The following is a 17,213-nucleotide window of genomic DNA, read 5'->3' on the forward strand; positions in this document are numbered from 1 at the left end:
AGCCTGTTGCTGTTAAAGGACAGGTTTTTTCCGCTTTTTAGAGGTATAATTCAATTACACCTTTTTTTGCCTGTAATAGATTCGTTGATCAGCAGTTTGCTTTCAACTTGATTTATTTTTCATTTTTATTAACAATTAGGATAGAAGTTTACCTAATGGGAGTGCGAAACGATGACGAACAAATTATTTTATACCGACCCATATTTACAATCATTTTCAGCCGTAGTTTTAAAGCAGAGCCAGGATGAGAATGGCAGCTGGTACGTGGTGTTAAATCAGACGGCTTTTTATCCGACCGGCGGTGGGCAGCCATATGATACCGGAATGATTGGTGACAGCAAAGTAATCAATGTAGAAGAGATAGACGGGGAAATCCGCCACTATCTTGAAGCCCCTTTGTCGGAAATTGAAGCGGAGAAAAACTGTCAGATCAACTGGGAAAGACGATTTGATCACATGCAGCAGCATTGTGGCCAGCATATTTTATCAGCCGCATTTGAACAATTATTCGATTACGATACAGTCGGTTTTCATTTAGGGAATGATATTGTCACGATTGACTTGGAGACTGAACAATTAACGGAAGAGGAAGCAGCCCGAGCGGAGGAACTGGCCAATCAAATCATTATCCAAAACAGGCCGATTGAGATAAAATGGGTCACTGAGGATGAGTTGTCCCAATACCCGATGCGGAAAGCGCCAAAAGTAAAAGAAAATATCCGGCTTGTCATGATCAAGGACTTTGATTACAACGGCTGCGGCGGAACCCATCCGCATGGAACCGGTGAGGTCAGTGCCCTTAAAATCTTGACCTGGGAAAGACAAAGAAAAAACATCCGCCTGCAATTTGTCTGTGGAAAACGTGTCATCAACCAATTGGGACAAAAGCAAAAGGTATTGCAGGACTTAACCAAGCTGCTTAATTCCCCGGAGAGCGAAATGGTCCAAGCTGTCACCAGGATTTTGGAAAATGGAAAATTGCTAGATAAATCATTGGAGCAGGCACGCGAGCAATTGCTGCAATATGAGGCCCAAGAATGGCGGCGAACAAATCTTGACGAGAACCATGTGATTAGCCGCGTCTTTCATAATCGCTCGATTCAAGAGCTGCAAAAGCTGGCCAGAACGATCACAATCGAAGATGACGCAGCCTTGGTTCTAGCTGTTTCCGAAAATGAAAACCGCCTTCAGCTTGTATGTGCCAGGGGGAATAGAAGATCAGAAAATATGAAAAACTTGATCGCTAATGCTTTATCATTGATTAACGGCAAGGGCGGGGGCAATCCTTCATTTGCCCAAGGCGGCGGGGACTTATCTATGTCCGGCGAACAAATTCTTGAGCATCTGTTCACGCTGCTAAAACAGGAAAATGTGCAAGCATAGCCGTAGAAAATAGAGTGATAACCACGTTTGTCATCACGAAAAAATAATACACCATGAGAGGATGGTTTAGGTGCAAAAACAACAAATTGGTGTGGTGGGTGTCGGTGTAATGGGGAGAAGCCTGGCACTTAATTTTGAAAGCAAAGGCTTTTCTGTAGCTATATATGACCTTTCAGAAGAAAAGGTAAATGAACTATTAGCAAATCATCAAGGAAAAAATATTGTTGGAACAGCGAACATTCAAGCTTTCATACAATCGCTTGAACATCCGCGGAAAATTCTTTTAATGGTCACTGCCGGAGTGATTACCGACCGAGCAATTGAATCGTTGCTGCCTTATTTAGATAAGGGCGATATTTTGATCGATGGAGGTAATACTTTTTTTCAAGATACGATCCGCCGGAATAAAGAACTTGCTGAAAAAGGGATCCTGTTGATCGGCGCTGGAGTGTCCGGCGGTGAACAAGGGGCGCTTAAAGGGCCGGCGATTATGCCAAGTGGACAAAAGGAAGCATACGAGGCAGTTGAACCGCTGTTAACGGCTATATCTGCCAAGGTGAACGGTGAGCCGTGTTGTACATATATTGGTCCCGATGGTGCCGGTCATTATGTGAAAATGGTTCATAATGGCATCGAATATGGCGATATTCAGCTGATTTGTGAATCATATCATGTAATGAGGTCTCTGCTGGGATTATCGGCCAACGAACTTCATGAGGTATTTAAGGAATGGAATCAAGGAGAACTTGATAGCTATTTAATTGAAATCACGGCTGATATTTTTACAAAAATCGATGAGGTGACTGGCAAACCACTAGTCGATGTTATCCTCGACCGTGCCGGACAAAAGGGAACGGGTAAATGGACAAGTCAAAATGCGCTTGATCTGGGTGTTCCATTAACAATGATTACCGAATCGGTTTTCTCCCGCTTTCTGTCGGCCATGAAAGATGAACGTGTGAAGGCAAGTAAATGGTTAAAAGGACCATCACAGAATAAAGTTGTTGGCAATAAAAAGGAAATTATTGAGCAAATCCGTAAAACACTATATTTTAGTAAAATTATTTCTTATGCTCAAGGTTTTTCCCAATATCAAATTGCCTCCAAGGAATATAATTGGAATTTGCAGCTTCGTGAAATTGCCAAGATCTTCCGCGGGGGCTGTATCATCCGAGCGGCATTTTTGCAAAATATCATGGATGCGTATGAACGAAATCCTCAGTTAGAGAATCTGCTGCTTGATTCTTATTTCCAATCAGTAACGGCGGATTATCAGGAGGCGGCTCGTGAAGTTGTTTCGGCGGCAATCAAAGCCGGCATTCCCGTTCCCGGCCTTTCGAGTGCTCTTGCCTATTATGACAGCTATCGCAGTGCGGTGCTTCCGGCAAATCTGCTGCAAGCACAAAGGGATTACTTTGGCGCTCACAGCTACGAGCGAATTGACAAGCAAGGAAGCTTCCATACGGAATGGTTGGAAAAATAATCATCAAGCCGGACGACTTTATTTCGCGTCCGGCTTTTACTAAATCTGAGATTTAACCGTTATTTCAAAGCGTTTTTCAAACGCTTGAGTCCTTCGATTAAGTAGTCCTTCGGGCAGGCGATATTCATGCGGACAAAGCCTTCGCCGCCAGGTCCGTATTTTGATCCCGGTTCTAAGGCCAGCTTTCCTTTTTGCAGCAATGCTGTTCGCAATTCCTCATCCGATAACCCAAGCTTGCGGCAATCAAGCCAGAGCAGGTATGTTCCTTCCGGCTTAACACAACTGATTTCCGGTAAATGTTCCTGCAAAAATCTGAGCGCATATTGTTTATTTTCTTGTAGGTAATCGATTAAGTCCTCAAGCCAGGCTTCACCGTCACGATAAGCCGCTTCCATTGCAATGATGCCAAAGGTATTGAGGGAAAAATAACCCTGCCGCTTTAATGTCTCGTCAAACTGTTTTCGCAGCTTGGTATTTTTAATAATCGCCACCGAAGCTTGCAGGCCTGCTAAATTAAACGTTTTACTGGGAGCAATACAGGTAATGACATTTTCCGATAGATCATTTGTTAAGGAAGCAATCGGTATATGTTTATACTCTTTATAAACTAAATCGGAGTGAATTTCATCGGAAAGGATCAGGCAGTTATATTTTAGACATAACTCACCGATTCTTGATAGCTCCTCTTTCGTCCAGACTCGGCCCCCGGGATTGTGCGGATTGCATAATAAGAAAAGCTTGCAGCCTGATTTTAGTGCATCTTCAAATCTGGTGTAATCTATTTTATAGCCGTCATTCTCAAGAATAAGCGGTGCATTCACGACGATCCGGTTATTTTGTTCAATCATATTAAAAAATGGCGTATACACAGGGGACTGCAGTAATACGCGGTCACCCTCCTCTGTGAATGCCTGAACCGCGGTACTAATGGCCTGTACAACACCGCTGCAGTAAATAAGCCATGAAGGATCAATGGACCAGCCGTGTCTTTTTAGCACCCATGCTTGAATGGCTTGTTTGGTCGATTCGGGGATAAACGTGTAGCCAAAAACTCCATGATCAGCTCGTTTTTGAATCGCCTCAATCACGGCCTGCGGCGGTTTAAAGTCCATATCAGCCACCCACATCGGCCACAAATCAGCTTCGCCAAATACCTCTTTTGTTGCTTCCCATTTGACCGAAGCGGTGTTTAAACGGTCAATTTTTTCATCAAATATCGTCATAACTACGCCACCTCCAATAATTTCAATCCTACCAGTTTCACTTAATATGATAAATGATTCCAAGTAATTGTTAAACACTAACTGTACATAAAAAAAGTGGACAAACCATGGCGGTTGTCCACTAAAAAGGGGGGAATACTAGAAAGCTTATGTGATTATATTTGCCAAATTTCCCCTATTCTATACGTTGAAGTTTAAAAAATGCTAAGTTTTGTAGCAGCACGAGTCACTATTTTTTTTCATTGCTGGGCTGGGTAGGGATCTTTTCCAAAAGATCTGTAACCGCAATATCCAGAACAGTAGACAACTTTAAAATCGTTTGCGTACTCGGTATTTGTTCATCAGATTCATATTTTTCAATTGTATGCGTACCGACTCTAACTTTTTGGGCTAATTCCTCCTGCGACATTTGCTGCATTTCCCGAGCGGCCTTAATTGTTTCACCAATCGTATTCATACTGTTCACCCCTTATAGAAAATATACTTTCTCAATATAAGATTAACATGATAATGATTATTTTTTTAGACTTAATTTGAACATTCTGTTACGATTTTCGGATATTTTCACATTGGTTAACGATCTTAACCTTGTTTGTCCCGAATAGGTTTTGATTTAAACGGCTTCAATATGTTATAATTTTATACTGCGTATAAAAGGGTATAAATAAACTTATTTAGGAGTGTTTTCATGACAGGTAATATTGAAATAGGTAGTATTTTAACAGGTAAAGTAACGGGAATCCAACCATATGGTGCATTTGTTGCTTTAGACGATCATAATCAAGGACTTGTCCACATATCCGAGATCACCCATGGGTACGTGAAAGATATTCACGATCACCTTAAAGTGGGCGACGAGGTTAAGGTGAAAGTTTTATCCATTGATGAAGAAGCAGGAAAAATCGGTCTATCGATCAAGGCCACTGAAGAACCACCTGTAAACCAGCCAGTACGTTCAAGAAAGCCGCGGAGACGCCAGGCGGCAGCCATTATTTCCGAAGGCGACGGGCAACAGGGTTTCAATACTTTAAAAGAAAAGCTTCAAGAATGGATTGATCAATCCCAACGTGAAGAAATCAAAAAATAATGTTATAAAGCCTAAGATGCCCGGTTGCAGACTAGGCTTTTTCTTATTTTTTGGCTGAAATTGATATTGCTGACTTATTAAAGTTTTGTGAACTATTCACTCTTTTTTGTTCCTAGGCTACAATAGTAGTATGTACATATTTCTATGGAAAGTGAGGGAATGAAAATGACTGAAACGCAAAAATCACAAAACATCATTGAACAAACAGAGAAATATGGAGCACATAACTATCATCCGCTACCAATCGTTGTTTCACGAGCAGAGGGAGTGTGGGTGGAGGATCCAGAAGGCAATAAATATATGGATATGCTTAGCGCCTATTCCGCCGTCAACCAAGGTCATCGCCACCCGAAGATCATTCAAGCATTGAAGGATCAGGCTGACAGGGTAACGTTAACATCCAGGGCCTTCCATAATGATCAGCTTGGACCGTGGTATGAAAAAGTTTGTAAACTAACAAATAAAGATATGGCATTGCCGATGAATACAGGAGCCGAAGCTGTCGAAACGGCCTTTAAGGCGGCACGCCGCTGGGGCTATGATGTGAAGGGAATCGCCGCTGATCAGGCTGAGATTATTGGCTGCACAGGTAATTTCCATGGCAGAACGATGACAGCAGTTTCCTTGTCCTCAGATGAAGAATATAAACGGGGATTCGGCCCGATGCTGCCGGGAATTAAGCTTGTTCCATACGGAGATTTGGCAGCCTTAAAGCAGGCAATTACGCCAAATACAGCAGCATTCTTAGTGGAACCGATTCAAGGTGAAGCAGGGATTGTGATTCCACCTGAGGGCTATCTTAAGGCAGCATTTGAACTTTGTAAGGAAAATCATGTCCTGTTTATTGCCGATGAAATTCAAGCAGGCTTGGGTCGGACAGGTAAAATGTTCGCTTGTGAATGGGAAGGAATTGAGCCTGATGTTTATATTCTTGGCAAAGCGCTTGGCGGCGGTGTTATCCCGATCTCTTGTGTCGTTGCCAACAAAGATATTTTAGGAGTCTTTAATCCCGGCTCACATGGCTCAACATTTGGCGGAAATCCACTGGCATGTGCTGTTTCCATTGCCGCACTTGATGTGATCGTGGATGAAAAACTGGCCGAAAAGTCATTGGAGCTTGGGGAATATTTTATTGACAGGCTAAAGCAAATAAACAACCCTGTTATTAAAGAAGTACGCGGCCGTGGCTTGTTTATTGGCGTAGAATTACAAGATAAAGCCCGGAAATATTGTGAGCAATTAAAAGAAGAAGGGCTGCTGTGCAAGGAAACACATGAATCTGTTATCCGCTTTGCTCCGCCGCTGGTCATTACGAAAGATGAATTGGACTGGGCATTGGAACGAATTATGAAAGTACTCGGGGCATAAAATGGTAAGGGAAATTACCAAGTACCCTTGAGACTAACAAGTGAAAAGGGAATAATGAACCGGGCAGAGGATCGTTTGCCCGGTTTCCTTTCTATGTTCGATTGACTTCAGGCTTGTTCATGTAATCATCATTTGTTTGAAACAGAAGTCCAAGATTAATCAAACCGGCAACTCCGACTAAGCCATAAATAATTCTTGCAAGTGGATTATTGCTGCTGCCAAACAGGCTCGCTACAAGATCAATTTGGAAAAAACCGATTAATCCCCAATTGATTGCGCCGATAATCGTCAGCAGCAAGGCAATCCGTTGAATAGCGCTCATGCAGATACCTCCTTTTTGGATTAGTATTAGGCTTTGACAGTTGATGGCAATTTATTCAAATGAACCAAAACTGGTTTTTTAAAAAAAAATACATTATAACTAATAGGAGAATAGCATAGGAGGGATACACCTTGGAAAATTTCACATTTTATAATCCTACAAAATTAATTTTTGGAAAAGGGCAGCTCGAGAAATTAAAATCTGAAATTCCCCAATATGGAAAAAAAGTGCTGCTTGTCTATGGGGGCGGCAGCATTAAGCGATCTGGTCTTTATCAACAGGTAACGAGCTTGCTTGAGGAAATCGCTGCAGAAGTCTTTGAACTTCCCGGTGTTGAACCAAATCCTCGGGTTTCAACTGCCAGAAAAGGGGTTGAAATTTGTAAACAGGAAGGCATTGATTTTCTTCTTGCCGTGGGCGGCGGCAGTGTCATTGATTGTACAAAGTTAATTGCTGCGGGAGCCAAATATGACGGAGATCCTTGGGATTTAGTGATTAAGAAGGCATTTGCCAACGAAGCTCTGCCTTTCGGGACCGTATTGACACTTGCGGCAACAGGATCGGAAATGAACTCCGGCTCAGTGATTACCAACTGGGAAACGAACGAAAAATACGGCTGGGGAAGCCCTGCCACATTCCCGAAATTCTCGATTCTTGATCCGGTAAATACTTTTACGGTGCCAAAGAACCAAACCATTTATGGAATCGTCGATATGATGTCGCATGTGTTTGAACATTATTTTCACCTTGAAGAGAACACTGATTTCCAAGACCGGATGTGTGAATCCCTGCTATTGACGATCATGGAAACAGCGCCAAAATTGCTCCAAGACCTGGAAAATTATCAACATCGCGCCACCATTCTCTATGCCGGAACGATGGCATTAAACGGCATCTTGAATATGGGCTACCGCGGTGATTGGGCAACGCATAATCTGGAGCATGCCGTTTCGGCCGTTTATGATATTCCCCATGGCGGCGGGCTGGCCATTCTCTTCCCGCATTGGATGAAGCATCATCTCGCTGTGAAACCGGAGCGGTTTAAGCAAATGGCTGTCAGAGTCTTTGGGGTTAACCCTGAAGGAAAAACTGCAGAACAAGCAGGGTTGGAAGGGATTCAAAAATTACGGGAGTTTTGGAACAGTATCGGAGCACCGAGTCGGCTGGCTGACTACGATATTGATGACAGCAAGCTTGATGTTATGGCGGACCGGGCAATGGCGAACGGTGAGTTTGGTACCTTTTCTAAATTAAACCGGGAAGATGTGTTAGCCATCTATCGTGCCTCCCTTTAAAACAATTGAGTGTGAAAAAATGTCCGATGTGTGGTCGGACATTTTTTTGGCCGATAGGAAAGCATTCCTGTATTCAAGCAAAAATGAAGTTTGAAACAAAAAAGTCCTCTTGGTATGATACGAGGTGTCCAGTGCACAGGACCCTTAACTTGAACCAAGGAGGACTCAAATGAAGTATAAACAAAATAATAAGATTTTACAACTTACTGAAGACACGTTAATTATTGGAATCGATATTGCTAAGCATAAGCACGTAGCCCGTGCCCAGGATTTTAGGGGAATTCAGTTTGGAAAACCGCTTACGTTTAAAAATTCTTTATCAGGATTTACCAGTCTAATAAACTGGGTTAATACATTGAAAATAAAGCATGCAAAAACAGTTGAAATTTTTGGCATGGAGCCTACTGGACATTACTGGTTACCACTTGCCTATTGGTTAAAAAACAAAAATTTAAAGGTTGTTGTAGTTAACCCAGCCCATGTAAAAAAGTCAAAGGAGTTGGATGATAATTCTCCAACGAAAAATGATGTAAAAGATGCCCGGGTAATTTCAAGATTAATCGAAGAGGGACGCTACTCAGAACCTAATTTGCCCGAAGGCATTTATTCAGAGCTTAGGGAAGGTATGAACCTGTATGATCAGCTTATAACGGATCTGCAGGCTGTTCAAGGGCGCGTTCATCAATGGCTTGATCGATACTTCCCGGAATATATTGAAGCATTTGGTAAATGGGAAGGGAAAGCATCATTACAAATCTTACGAATGGGTTTATTTCCCGATGAGCTGCTGGAACGATCGGAAGAAGAACTCCTTTCTGAAATTCGGAAAGAAGTAAAACGTGGAGTAGGAATAAAAAAAGTGCGAAACCTCCATGAAGCAGCTAGTAACTCAATTGGAATCAAAGAAGGGAGAAGTCTGGCTAGACTTAAATTACAAACCTTATTAGCCCAATATTCCCTTATTAAAGAACAACTAGAGACGGTCTGGAGGGAAATAGAAGAGATTCTAAATCAAATTCCTGGCGTTGAGGAAATGATTTCAATAAAAGGAGTAGCTAAAACAACAGTTGCAGGGTTTTTCGCTGAAATAGGAGACCTTCAAAATTATGAATCACCAGAACAAATCATAAAATTGGCTGGGTTAAATCTTAAATTAGCGACTTCAGGAAAGTGGAAAGGGAAAACAATTATAACCAAAAGGGGACGGCCTAAACTGCGTTCTTTATTGTTTAAAGTTGTTCTTCCGCTAATCGCTCAGAACCCTGCATTTAAAGCTTTACATCAATATTTTACAACTAGAAATGAAAACCCATTAAAGAAAAAACAGTCGATGATCGCTTTATGTTGTAAGTTAATCCGTGTTTTGTTTACGGTTGGCAAAAAGAGAGTAGCATTTAGTCCAGAAAAAATGTTAAAGGATATCCCCCATTTTCAAGGGATGGAAGATCGTATAAAGCAGGCTGCATAATCCTCGCAATAAAAATTAAGGAGCAGTTGGCAAGTTTTTATACTAATGGGCGAAGACCCCGTAAGAAAGCATCGCCGACCCCATCTTGTGAAATATGTCAGACAGAGGAGATACTTCCGTTTCCCATGAAAGCATGGAGTATATCCTTCAAAAATATGAGAAACTTATGTTTAAAAAGGCTATTTATGGAGAGGAAGGTTACTTTTGCTCTCCTCCTCCGAAGAATAAAGAAATACAAAATATATGATTTAACAGGTAACGCTTTTAAATTTTGTAAGGTTAATTGTTTTCATTAGATTTTTAACAGTGTTAAATTGTTTTTTGACATCAGAAGCTCGGAGCAGTCGGTAATATTTATACTTTTGGGCAAAGACCCCGCAGGAAAGCAACACCGACCCCACTTCATTGGATAGGCAGAACGAAGGAATGTATGCGCATATGGATCATATGACGCCGTGAGAAATGGGAGGGTATGCCGCCATGAATATTGTGGGTCCGTTGAGCGACCATATTATTCATGAAAACCCTTTTTCTGTAAATATGAAAGAGGAGGGTTTATTTAGTTATGCCCTCCTCCTAACAAAATAAATATTCTTGACTGTCATTCATATAGCGTTCAAACAAAGTAATACGAAATACTGAGAAAAACAGAGAAAACAAGAGAAAAACTTACTTTTATGAGGGAGTATAAAAACTTTCCTATCAGGCATAAGTGTAACTACGCCTCATGAACCGCCTTAAAGGCTCGCCAATCGCCGAGTTTTCTTTATAAAATAGGTTGCGCTTACATTACAGGGGCTTCCTTGATAATCTAATTTCCATCATGTAAAGTGATTATTGAAAATAAAAGAATGGAGGATCAGGAGATGACACATGTTCGTTTTGATTACTCGAAAGCACTCGCCTTTTTTGGTGAACATGAAATTACATATCTACAAGATGCCGTCAAGGTGGCACATCATTCCCTTCATGAAAAAACAGGAGCCGGCAGCGATTTTTTAGGCTGGATCAACCTTCCCACTGACTATGATAGGCAGGAATTTGCCCGAATTCAAAAAGCGGCTGCAAAAATCAAAGCTGATTCCGACGTCCTTCTCGTCATTGGGATAGGCGGTTCTTATCTTGGGGCAAGGGCAGCTATTGAAATGTTGAATCATAGCTTTTATAATGCCTTGGCGAAGGAAAAACGCAATGCACCGCAGATCATTTTTGTCGGCAATAATATTAGTTCATCTTATATGCGAGACGTGATCGACCTGATTGAAAATAAAGATTTCTCGATCAATGTTATTTCCAAATCAGGAACGACGACGGAACCGGCGATTGCCTTCCGAATTTTCCGTAAGTTGTTAGAAGAAAAATATGGTGCGAAAGAAGCGCAAAAACGGATTTATGCAACGACAGATAAAGCTAGAGGAGCTTTAAAGACATTGGCGGATAACGAAGGCTATGAAACTTTTGTAATCCCGGATGATGTCGGCGGCCGCTACTCAGTGCTCACAGCAGTTGGCCTTCTGCCGATTGCCGTAAGCGGAGCCAATGTTGAAAAAATCATGGAAGGAGCAGCTAGAGCACAAGCGGATTTTAGCCAATCTGAACTTAAAGATAATTTGGCTTATCAATATGCTGCTGTAAGAAACATTTTATATAACAAAGGGAAAACCATCGAAATGCTGATCAATTATGAACCGGGTCTGCAATATTTTTCCGAGTGGTGGAAGCAGTTATTTGGTGAAAGTGAAGGCAAGGACCAAAAAGGAATCTATCCTTCCTCTGCAAACTTCTCGACTGACCTTCATTCTCTTGGGCAATATGTTCAGGAGGGGCGCAGGGACTTATTTGAGACCATCATCAAAGTTGAACAGCCGCGTCACGAGTTAACGCTTGAAGCGATGGAAAATGATTTAGACGGGTTAAATTATTTGGCTGGAAAAACGATTGATTTTGTCAATAATAAGGCATTTGAGGGCACCATGCTTGCTCATACCGATGGCGGAGTGCCAAACTTAATCGTGACGATTCCGGCAATGGATGAATATACCTTTGGCTACCTCGTTTATTTCTTTGAAAAGGCATGCGCGATGAGCGGCTATTTGCTTGGGGTGAATCCATTTGATCAGCCCGGTGTCGAGGCCTATAAAGTCAATATGTTTGCCCTTTTAGGCAAGCCTGGCTACGAGGAGAAAAAGGCCGAATTGGAAAAACGGTTAAAATAAATAGATGCATAAATCACGATTGAGGAGGGATTATCATCATTCCCTTCTCTTTTTTGTGGATTATTCTGCGTTTGCTTGTGCCATAAAGTATAATTTTTCCGTCTTTGCACAGTTTAAAGGTAAAACAACCCATTAATACGAGATTTTTGAGGTGCAGGTAATATCATGATGGAAACGAGAAACGAGCGGAGATTAATTGTCTTGGCTTTGATTGTGATCGCAATCTATCTCTCGCCGCTGTTTATCTTGCAGGAAAATGCGCATATCCGGGTCCATGATAATTTGGATTCCAACTTGGGCTGGTATAAGGTGCTGGCACGAAGCGGGGAACTATTTGGCGGGATTCATGGGGTCATTCCGCAAATCATCAACGGCCTGTTGTCACGTAACGCCTTTGGAACAGAGTACAGCGTGATCGTCTGGCTATATGCCCTGTTCCCAACCATGGTGGCCTATGGTTTCAGCCAAGCCTTGACAAGGGTTGTTGCCTTTTTCGGGATGTATTTGCTATTAAAGACTCATTTGCTTCCCGGAGTGAAATGGCAGCAGCTTAATATCGCCACAGCCCTTGCCTTTGCCCTGACACCGTTTTGGCCGTCCGGAATGCTGAGTACATTGGGGATGCCGCTTGCACTTTGGGCGTTCCTGAATATTCGCAATGGCACGGGCTCGTTGAAGGATTATCTCGTGCTGACATTTTTACCTTTATATTCGAGTATTGTCTTAGGGTTTTTCTTTTTCCTAACGGCAATGGGAATTTTCTGGCTGGTCGATGTAGTCCGTGGGAAAGGCTGGAATTTCCGTTTTTTGTTATCAATTCTCTACATGTCATTTATTTATCTGCTGGTCGAATATCGCTTAGTGTATTCGTTTCTTTTTAAAGGAGAGCCGAATAGCCGGGATGAATATTTTCATGCTGAACTGCCCTTTTGGCGGGCGGTACGTCTGACCTTTAAAAACTATATCCTTGGTCATACCCATGTAATGACAGTCCATACCTTATTCATTCTGCCGGCCACCTTGATTGCGATTTACTTTGTCTATTCGAAAAAGCTCTGGAAACAGGAAAAAGTCTTTGTGTTTCTGTTTGCTGTAAATTTTATCCTCTCGCTTTGGTATGCCTTTTGGTTTTATGAAGGCTGGCTGCCATTAACTAAAAAATTCCATTTTATGGACACCTTTAATTTTGCCCGCTACCATTTTTTACGACCGCTTGTGATTTATGCCAGCTTCGCTCTCGCTTTAAAGATCATTTCTCTCCAAGGTTTCAGCTGGGCGAAAACTGCTAAGTGGCTGGCAGTGATGCAAATATTATTATTGGGACTATTTAATGATGAAATCATTTATCATAAAAAACCGACCGTGAGGGAATTTTATGCCGAGGAATTGTTCGGGGAAATCAAGGAACATATTGGCTTGCCACAGGATGCGTACCGCGTGGCCAGCATTGGCATCCATCCTGTGATTGCTCAGTACAACGGCTTTTATACCCTTGATACGTATAATAATTTTTACCCATTAAGCTATAAACATCAGTTTAGAAAAATAATCGAAAAGGAATTGGCAAAAAATAAAACGATTCGCAAGTATTTTGATAAATGGGGCGGCCGCTGCTATATTTTTACTGCTCAGCTCGGGAAGCGGTACATGATCAAGAAAGACTCCAAGCGGCATTTGAAGGATTTGCAGTTAAATACTGCTGTGTTTAAGCAAATGGGCGGACGTTATATTTTTTCCGCACTACCGATTGATAATGCTGAGGAAAATCAGTTAACGCTGGAAAAAGTATTCGTCTCAAAGCTGTCGGCATGGAAAATTTACTTATATAAGACAATGTAGACTTCAGGGGGTAATCTAGCATGAGCGACGCAGTCCTTACTATTGTTGTACCGTGCTTTAACGAGGAAGAAATTTTACCGGAAACGATTAAATGCCTTCATGGACTGTTGACTGGGCTGATTGATGAAGCACTCGTCTCCGATCGCAGTAAAATTCTCTTTGTCGATGATGGCAGTAAGGATCGGACATGGGAGATTATTTATAAAGAAGGATTAAGAAATCATTATGTCAAGGGGCTGAAATTGGCCCGCAATGTCGGCCACCAGAACGCATTGATCGCGGGAATGCAGGCAGCAGCCGAACGCTCCGACTGTATTGTTTCAATTGACGCTGACCTGCAGGATGATATTCAAGTCATCCGCGAATTTATCGTAAAGTTCCATGATGGTTGTGAGATTGTTTATGGAGTGCGGAAAGGCCGTGAAACAGATACGTTCTTTAAGCGAACAACAGCACAAGGCTTTTATAAAATAATGAAAAGCCTGGGTGTCGACCTTGTCTATAATCACGCAGACTTTCGCTTAATGAGCCAGCGGGCAGTCAAAGAACTGGCGCGGTTTAAAGAGGTAAATCTGTTCCTGAGGGGAATCGTGCCGCTTCTCGGTTTTCGTTCCGATGTTGTCTTTTATGACCGTTTGGAAAGAAAGGCCGGTAAAACGAAATACCCTTTGAAAAAAATGCTCGCCTTTGCCTTCGATGGCATCACCTCTTTTTCGGTTTCGCCGATCCGTTTCGTGCTTGTTATGGGCATGATTTCTTTTCTGTTGAGCCTCGCCTTTGGCAGTTACTTTTTAACACTAAAGTTTCTCGGCTATACTCAGACAGGCTGGACATCACTGATTACTTCCATCTGGCTGATTGGCGGCCTTCAATTAATCGCCATCGGCCTGATTGGAGAGTACATCGGGAAAATTTATAAGGAGACGAAGCAGCGGCCCAAGTTTATTATTGATATCGATACCTTTAATTTGCCGATGCCAAAGCGCCATTTGCTATCGCAGCCGGGAGAGGAAGACCTCGTTCGCCGTGATTATCGAAAGATATCTGAAACGAGCAAATAGAAATTTCTCTGCTAATTTTTATGTCGTACAACCCCCGCAACGTGAATATGAATAGGTTGACAGGCTTTTTCACAGTCGGGGAGGAGAATGAACATGAATATATTTTTGAGCTACATTTTGCTGGGACTATCGCTGGCTGCTCCGATTGGTCCTGTTAATGCAGCCCAAATTGATCGCGGCATCAGAGGGGGATTTTTACATTCTTGGCTTGTGGGAGTCGGAGCAGTCATCGCTGATGGGATTTATATGCTGATCGTTTACATAGGCGTTGTCAGGTTTTTGGAAACAGAATTTATGCAAACATTGCTGTGGCTGTTTGGTTTTTTTATCCTTATCTATACCGGGATTGAAACGATCATGAATGCCGGAAAAATCCACTGGCAATATGCAAGAACGAAAGAGCCGCTAATCAAAGCTTTTCTCACCGGCTTCCTGATGTCAATCTCTAATCCCTTAACGATTCTTTTTTGGCTAGGGATTTATGGATCTGTTCTTGCCAAAACCGCGGCGGTTTATAAGACCAGTCAATTAGTGCTTTACAGCGGCGCAATATTTATTGGGTTGTTAATCTGGGATATTGCGATGGCGAGTGTCGCTAGCAGTTTCCGCAAATATTTAACCTCGCAGCTTTTAGTGACCATCTCATTGTTATCCGGTCTGTCGTTAATTGGCTTTGGGTGCTACTTTGGCTTTCAGGCCTTTGAAAATTTATTTACCTAAAAACAGCTAGCATGATAAGCGCTAGCTGTTTCCTTTGTCCAGTTTGCCATTGGGGACTTTAAATGAGACATCACACGAAAACGGATTATCTGCAAGGCGACTATTTGTCAATAAACGTATCCTGCCATCTGCTGCTTAGGCAGTCGGCCATGGGGAGAGTACTCGTTTCCGTTTTTTTTTCCACTTTGCCTGCATAATCAGAGTAATCCCGCCAATTACAGCAATGAAGGCTAAGCTGATAAACAACCCCGGCCTGCTTGTATGATGAAAAAGTGTTCCGCTGACTGCGATTAAAATCAACACAGCCCCAATGACATATTTAATTTTATCGCTTGTCGAAAGCTTCAGCAGTTTTCTCGTCGAGGCAAGGATAAACATCCAATTATAGAGCAGCATTAACCCGGCAGCAGTCGTAATATATTCATAAATACGATTAGGCATTAATAATGCGGAAATAACCGAAGCGGCAATTCCCAGCATTGTCAGGATCAGGGTCGGCAGCGGTACCTTTAATTTTCCTTTCTTTGAAAAACTTACGGGAGCATCGCCTTCTTCAGCTAAGGTAACTAACACGCTTGTCACCCCATAAAGGGAAGCAACCATTGTAGAAAACCCGGCAATAATTAAAGCCCCGTTAAAAATATGCGGGACAAACGAAAGGTTATAGGCATCCAGGGCGATAACAAACGGACTTTCTTTGGCGTTAAATTTATGCCATGAGACCATGGTAACGGCAAGGCCAATTGCCAGGGCATAAATAATCATAAGTGAAAACAACATCACCCGTCCGGCTTTTGGAGCTTCCTTCGGATCCCTCAATTTGGTGGCCATCAGTCCTAATATTTCAATCCCGCCAAAGGCGTAATAGGCAAAAATGGCTGCTGACCACAATCCGATAACGCCGCCGGGGAATATCTCCTTCATTCTATTTGGATATGCAATCGGGCGGTCGCCGTCAATAATCCCAAATAAAGCCAATAACGCAAGGATAACAAACATTAAAATGGCTGATATTTTAATCACGGCTAAAATATTTTCCAACTTATTTAGCAACCCGACACCAATTAAAACAACCACCAAGCCAAGCACCGCATAGCCTGCTGCAAACAGCCAAAGGGGCACTTTGGGGAACCAAAAGCGGGAAAAAATCGCCAGAGCGGTCATTTGGCTTCCCATAATCAGCACCTCCGAGACCCAATAGACCCAGCCGCTGCTAAAACCTGCCCAGCGGCCATAGGCTTTTTTGGCATAGGACCTGAACCCTCCATCGAGGGGTTCCTGTGCAGTCATCCTGGAAAGAGCATCAAAGGCGATATACGTGCCAACGGCAGCCATCATATAGGCAATTAACAACGAAGGTCCTGTCATTTTGATCGCCAAGCTTGAGCCAAGGAAAAATCCTGTTCCGATTGTGCAGCCGACGCCAAATAATGACAGCTGCCACCATTTCAAGTTGTTTTCCTGCGTCCCAGACTTAGATTTTCCCATCCACCTTCTCCTTCTTAGCGGCCAGTCGCGCCCGGCGATTTATCCGTAATGCCTTGATTATTAAAATCCCGATCGTTGAGTCCGGCTCTTTGTTTGCGATCTGTCCCTAAATGTTCTCCCTGGTGCTTCTTTTGAATTTGATTAAATCTTTCAAAATCAGGATTGATCATGTGAATCTCCTCTTTTCCTAAGTAATTTATTCATTCTTAAGATACACCTCAGGTTGTTTCTTATGCGGCAACGCTACTTGGATTTTGATG

Annotated in this window: 15 protein-coding genes; 10 read left to right on the forward strand and 5 right to left on the reverse strand. The window is 42.4% G+C overall.

Annotated features, from left to right (window positions below; all coding sequences use genetic code 11):
• The first annotated feature begins 171 nt into the window (after positions 1-171).
• Both RCG24_RS20700 and gndA read left to right on the forward strand, forming a co-directional pair.
• The gene (locus tag RCG24_RS20700; protein ID WP_308077935.1) at positions 172-1,383 is read left to right on the forward strand and encodes an alanyl-tRNA editing protein; all 1,212 of its coding nucleotides are present in this window, start codon (positions 172-174) and stop codon (positions 1,381-1,383) included.
• A 70-nt stretch (positions 1,384-1,453) separates the two neighbouring features.
• Positions 1,454-2,866: an NADP-dependent phosphogluconate dehydrogenase gene (gene gndA, locus RCG24_RS20705; RefSeq protein ID WP_308077936.1), complete on the forward strand. Its 1,413-nt coding sequence runs from the start codon at positions 1,454-1,456 to the stop codon at positions 2,864-2,866.
• Between the two features lie 59 nt (positions 2,867-2,925).
• On the opposite strand, the gene RCG24_RS20710 is transcribed toward gndA, so the two are convergent.
• Together RCG24_RS20710 and RCG24_RS20715 are read right to left on the reverse strand one after the other, a co-directional pair.
• Positions 2,926-4,089 (reverse strand): MalY/PatB family protein, encoded by a 1,164-nt coding sequence (locus tag RCG24_RS20710; RefSeq protein ID WP_308077937.1) that lies wholly within the window; start codon positions 4,087-4,089, stop codon positions 2,926-2,928.
• A 229-nt stretch (positions 4,090-4,318) separates the two neighbouring features.
• Positions 4,319-4,546: a helix-turn-helix domain-containing protein gene (locus tag RCG24_RS20715; protein WP_308077938.1), complete on the reverse strand. Its 228-nt coding sequence runs from the start codon at positions 4,544-4,546 to the stop codon at positions 4,319-4,321.
• Positions 4,547-4,777: 231 nt separating this feature from the next.
• On the opposite strand from RCG24_RS20715, the gene yugI reads away from it, so the two are divergent.
• Positions 4,778-5,176, forward strand: coding sequence for a S1 domain-containing post-transcriptional regulator GSP13 (gene yugI, locus RCG24_RS20720; RefSeq protein WP_308077939.1), 399 nt, complete (start codon positions 4,778-4,780; stop codon positions 5,174-5,176).
• Between the two features lie 165 nt (positions 5,177-5,341).
• Positions 5,342-6,544: an ornithine--oxo-acid transaminase gene (locus RCG24_RS20725; protein ID WP_308077940.1), complete on the forward strand. Its 1,203-nt coding sequence runs from the start codon at positions 5,342-5,344 to the stop codon at positions 6,542-6,544.
• Positions 6,545-6,635: 91 nt separating this feature from the next.
• On the opposite strand, the gene RCG24_RS20730 is transcribed toward RCG24_RS20725, so the two are convergent.
• Complete coding sequence (locus RCG24_RS20730; RefSeq protein ID WP_202655677.1) at positions 6,636-6,866, reverse strand: DUF378 domain-containing protein; 231 nt, start codon at positions 6,864-6,866, stop codon at positions 6,636-6,638.
• A gap of 131 nt (positions 6,867-6,997) precedes the next feature.
• On the opposite strand from RCG24_RS20730, the gene RCG24_RS20735 reads away from it, so the two are divergent.
• The 6 genes from RCG24_RS20735 to RCG24_RS20760 all read left to right on the forward strand — a co-directional run bounded on the left by RCG24_RS20735 (position 6,998) and on the right by RCG24_RS20760 (position 15,465).
• Complete coding sequence (locus RCG24_RS20735; protein ID WP_308077941.1) at positions 6,998-8,161, forward strand: iron-containing alcohol dehydrogenase; 1,164 nt, start codon at positions 6,998-7,000, stop codon at positions 8,159-8,161.
• 169 nt (positions 8,162-8,330) lie between these two features.
• Entirely contained in the window at positions 8,331-9,629 is a 1,299-nt protein-coding gene (locus RCG24_RS20740) for an IS110 family RNA-guided transposase (protein ID WP_308077942.1), read from the forward strand.
• Positions 9,630-10,495: 866 nt separating this feature from the next.
• Positions 10,496-11,845, forward strand: coding sequence for a glucose-6-phosphate isomerase (locus tag RCG24_RS20745; protein ID WP_202655679.1), 1,350 nt, complete (start codon positions 10,496-10,498; stop codon positions 11,843-11,845).
• A 168-nt stretch (positions 11,846-12,013) separates the two neighbouring features.
• The gene (locus RCG24_RS20750; RefSeq protein WP_308079230.1) at positions 12,014-13,684 is read left to right on the forward strand and encodes a DUF6044 family protein; all 1,671 of its coding nucleotides are present in this window, start codon (positions 12,014-12,016) and stop codon (positions 13,682-13,684) included.
• A 20-nt stretch (positions 13,685-13,704) separates the two neighbouring features.
• Entirely contained in the window at positions 13,705-14,745 is a 1,041-nt protein-coding gene (locus RCG24_RS20755) for a glycosyltransferase family 2 protein (protein ID WP_308077943.1), read from the forward strand.
• Between the two features lie 93 nt (positions 14,746-14,838).
• Complete coding sequence (locus tag RCG24_RS20760) at positions 14,839-15,465, forward strand: LysE family transporter (protein WP_202655681.1); 627 nt, start codon at positions 14,839-14,841, stop codon at positions 15,463-15,465.
• A 135-nt stretch (positions 15,466-15,600) separates the two neighbouring features.
• Here the strand turns inward: RCG24_RS20760 and RCG24_RS20765 are convergent, their stop codons facing one another.
• The gene (locus tag RCG24_RS20765; RefSeq protein WP_308077944.1) at positions 15,601-16,953 is read right to left on the reverse strand and encodes an amino acid permease; all 1,353 of its coding nucleotides are present in this window, start codon (positions 16,951-16,953) and stop codon (positions 15,601-15,603) included.
• 14 nt (positions 16,954-16,967) lie between these two features.
• Positions 16,968-17,123 carry a hypothetical protein gene (locus tag RCG24_RS20770; RefSeq protein WP_308077945.1) on the reverse strand — a complete coding sequence of 52 codons (156 nt, stop codon included), beginning with the start codon at positions 17,121-17,123 and terminating at the stop codon, positions 16,968-16,970.
• Positions 17,124-17,213: the final 90 nt, after the last annotated feature.

The sequence above is a fragment of the Neobacillus sp. OS1-32 genome (assembly GCF_030915425.1).
Lineage (GTDB): Bacteria > Bacillota > Bacilli > Bacillales > Cytobacillaceae > Neobacillus > Neobacillus paridis.

Bases quoted from the DNA above. Each gene is read 5' to 3' on its own strand.
- RCG24_RS20730 (WP_202655677.1), bottom strand. From the start codon at position 6,866: ATGAGCGCTATTCAACGGATTGCCTTGCTGCTGACGATTATCGGCGCA.
- RCG24_RS20745 (WP_202655679.1), top strand. From the start codon at position 10,496: ATGACACATGTTCGTTTTGATTACTCGAAAGCACTCGCCTTTTTTGGT.
- RCG24_RS20710 (WP_308077937.1), bottom strand. From the start codon at position 4,089: ATGACGATATTTGATGAAAAAATTGACCGTTTAAACACCGCTTCGGTC.
- RCG24_RS20755 (WP_308077943.1), top strand. From the start codon at position 13,705: ATGAGCGACGCAGTCCTTACTATTGTTGTACCGTGCTTTAACGAGGAA.
- RCG24_RS20725 (WP_308077940.1), top strand. From the start codon at position 5,342: ATGACTGAAACGCAAAAATCACAAAACATCATTGAACAAACAGAGAAA.
- RCG24_RS20765 (WP_308077944.1), bottom strand. From the start codon at position 16,953: ATGGGAAAATCTAAGTCTGGGACGCAGGAAAACAACTTGAAATGGTGG.
- RCG24_RS20740 (WP_308077942.1), top strand. From the start codon at position 8,331: ATGAAGTATAAACAAAATAATAAGATTTTACAACTTACTGAAGACACG.
- RCG24_RS20700 (WP_308077935.1), top strand. From the start codon at position 172: ATGACGAACAAATTATTTTATACCGACCCATATTTACAATCATTTTCA.
- RCG24_RS20715 (WP_308077938.1), bottom strand. From the start codon at position 4,546: ATGAATACGATTGGTGAAACAATTAAGGCCGCTCGGGAAATGCAGCAA.
- RCG24_RS20770 (WP_308077945.1), bottom strand. From the start codon at position 17,123: ATGATCAATCCTGATTTTGAAAGATTTAATCAAATTCAAAAGAAGCAC.
- RCG24_RS20760 (WP_202655681.1), top strand. From the start codon at position 14,839: ATGAATATATTTTTGAGCTACATTTTGCTGGGACTATCGCTGGCTGCT.
- RCG24_RS20750 (WP_308079230.1), top strand. From the start codon at position 12,014: ATGGAAACGAGAAACGAGCGGAGATTAATTGTCTTGGCTTTGATTGTG.
- yugI (WP_308077939.1), top strand. From the start codon at position 4,778: ATGACAGGTAATATTGAAATAGGTAGTATTTTAACAGGTAAAGTAACG.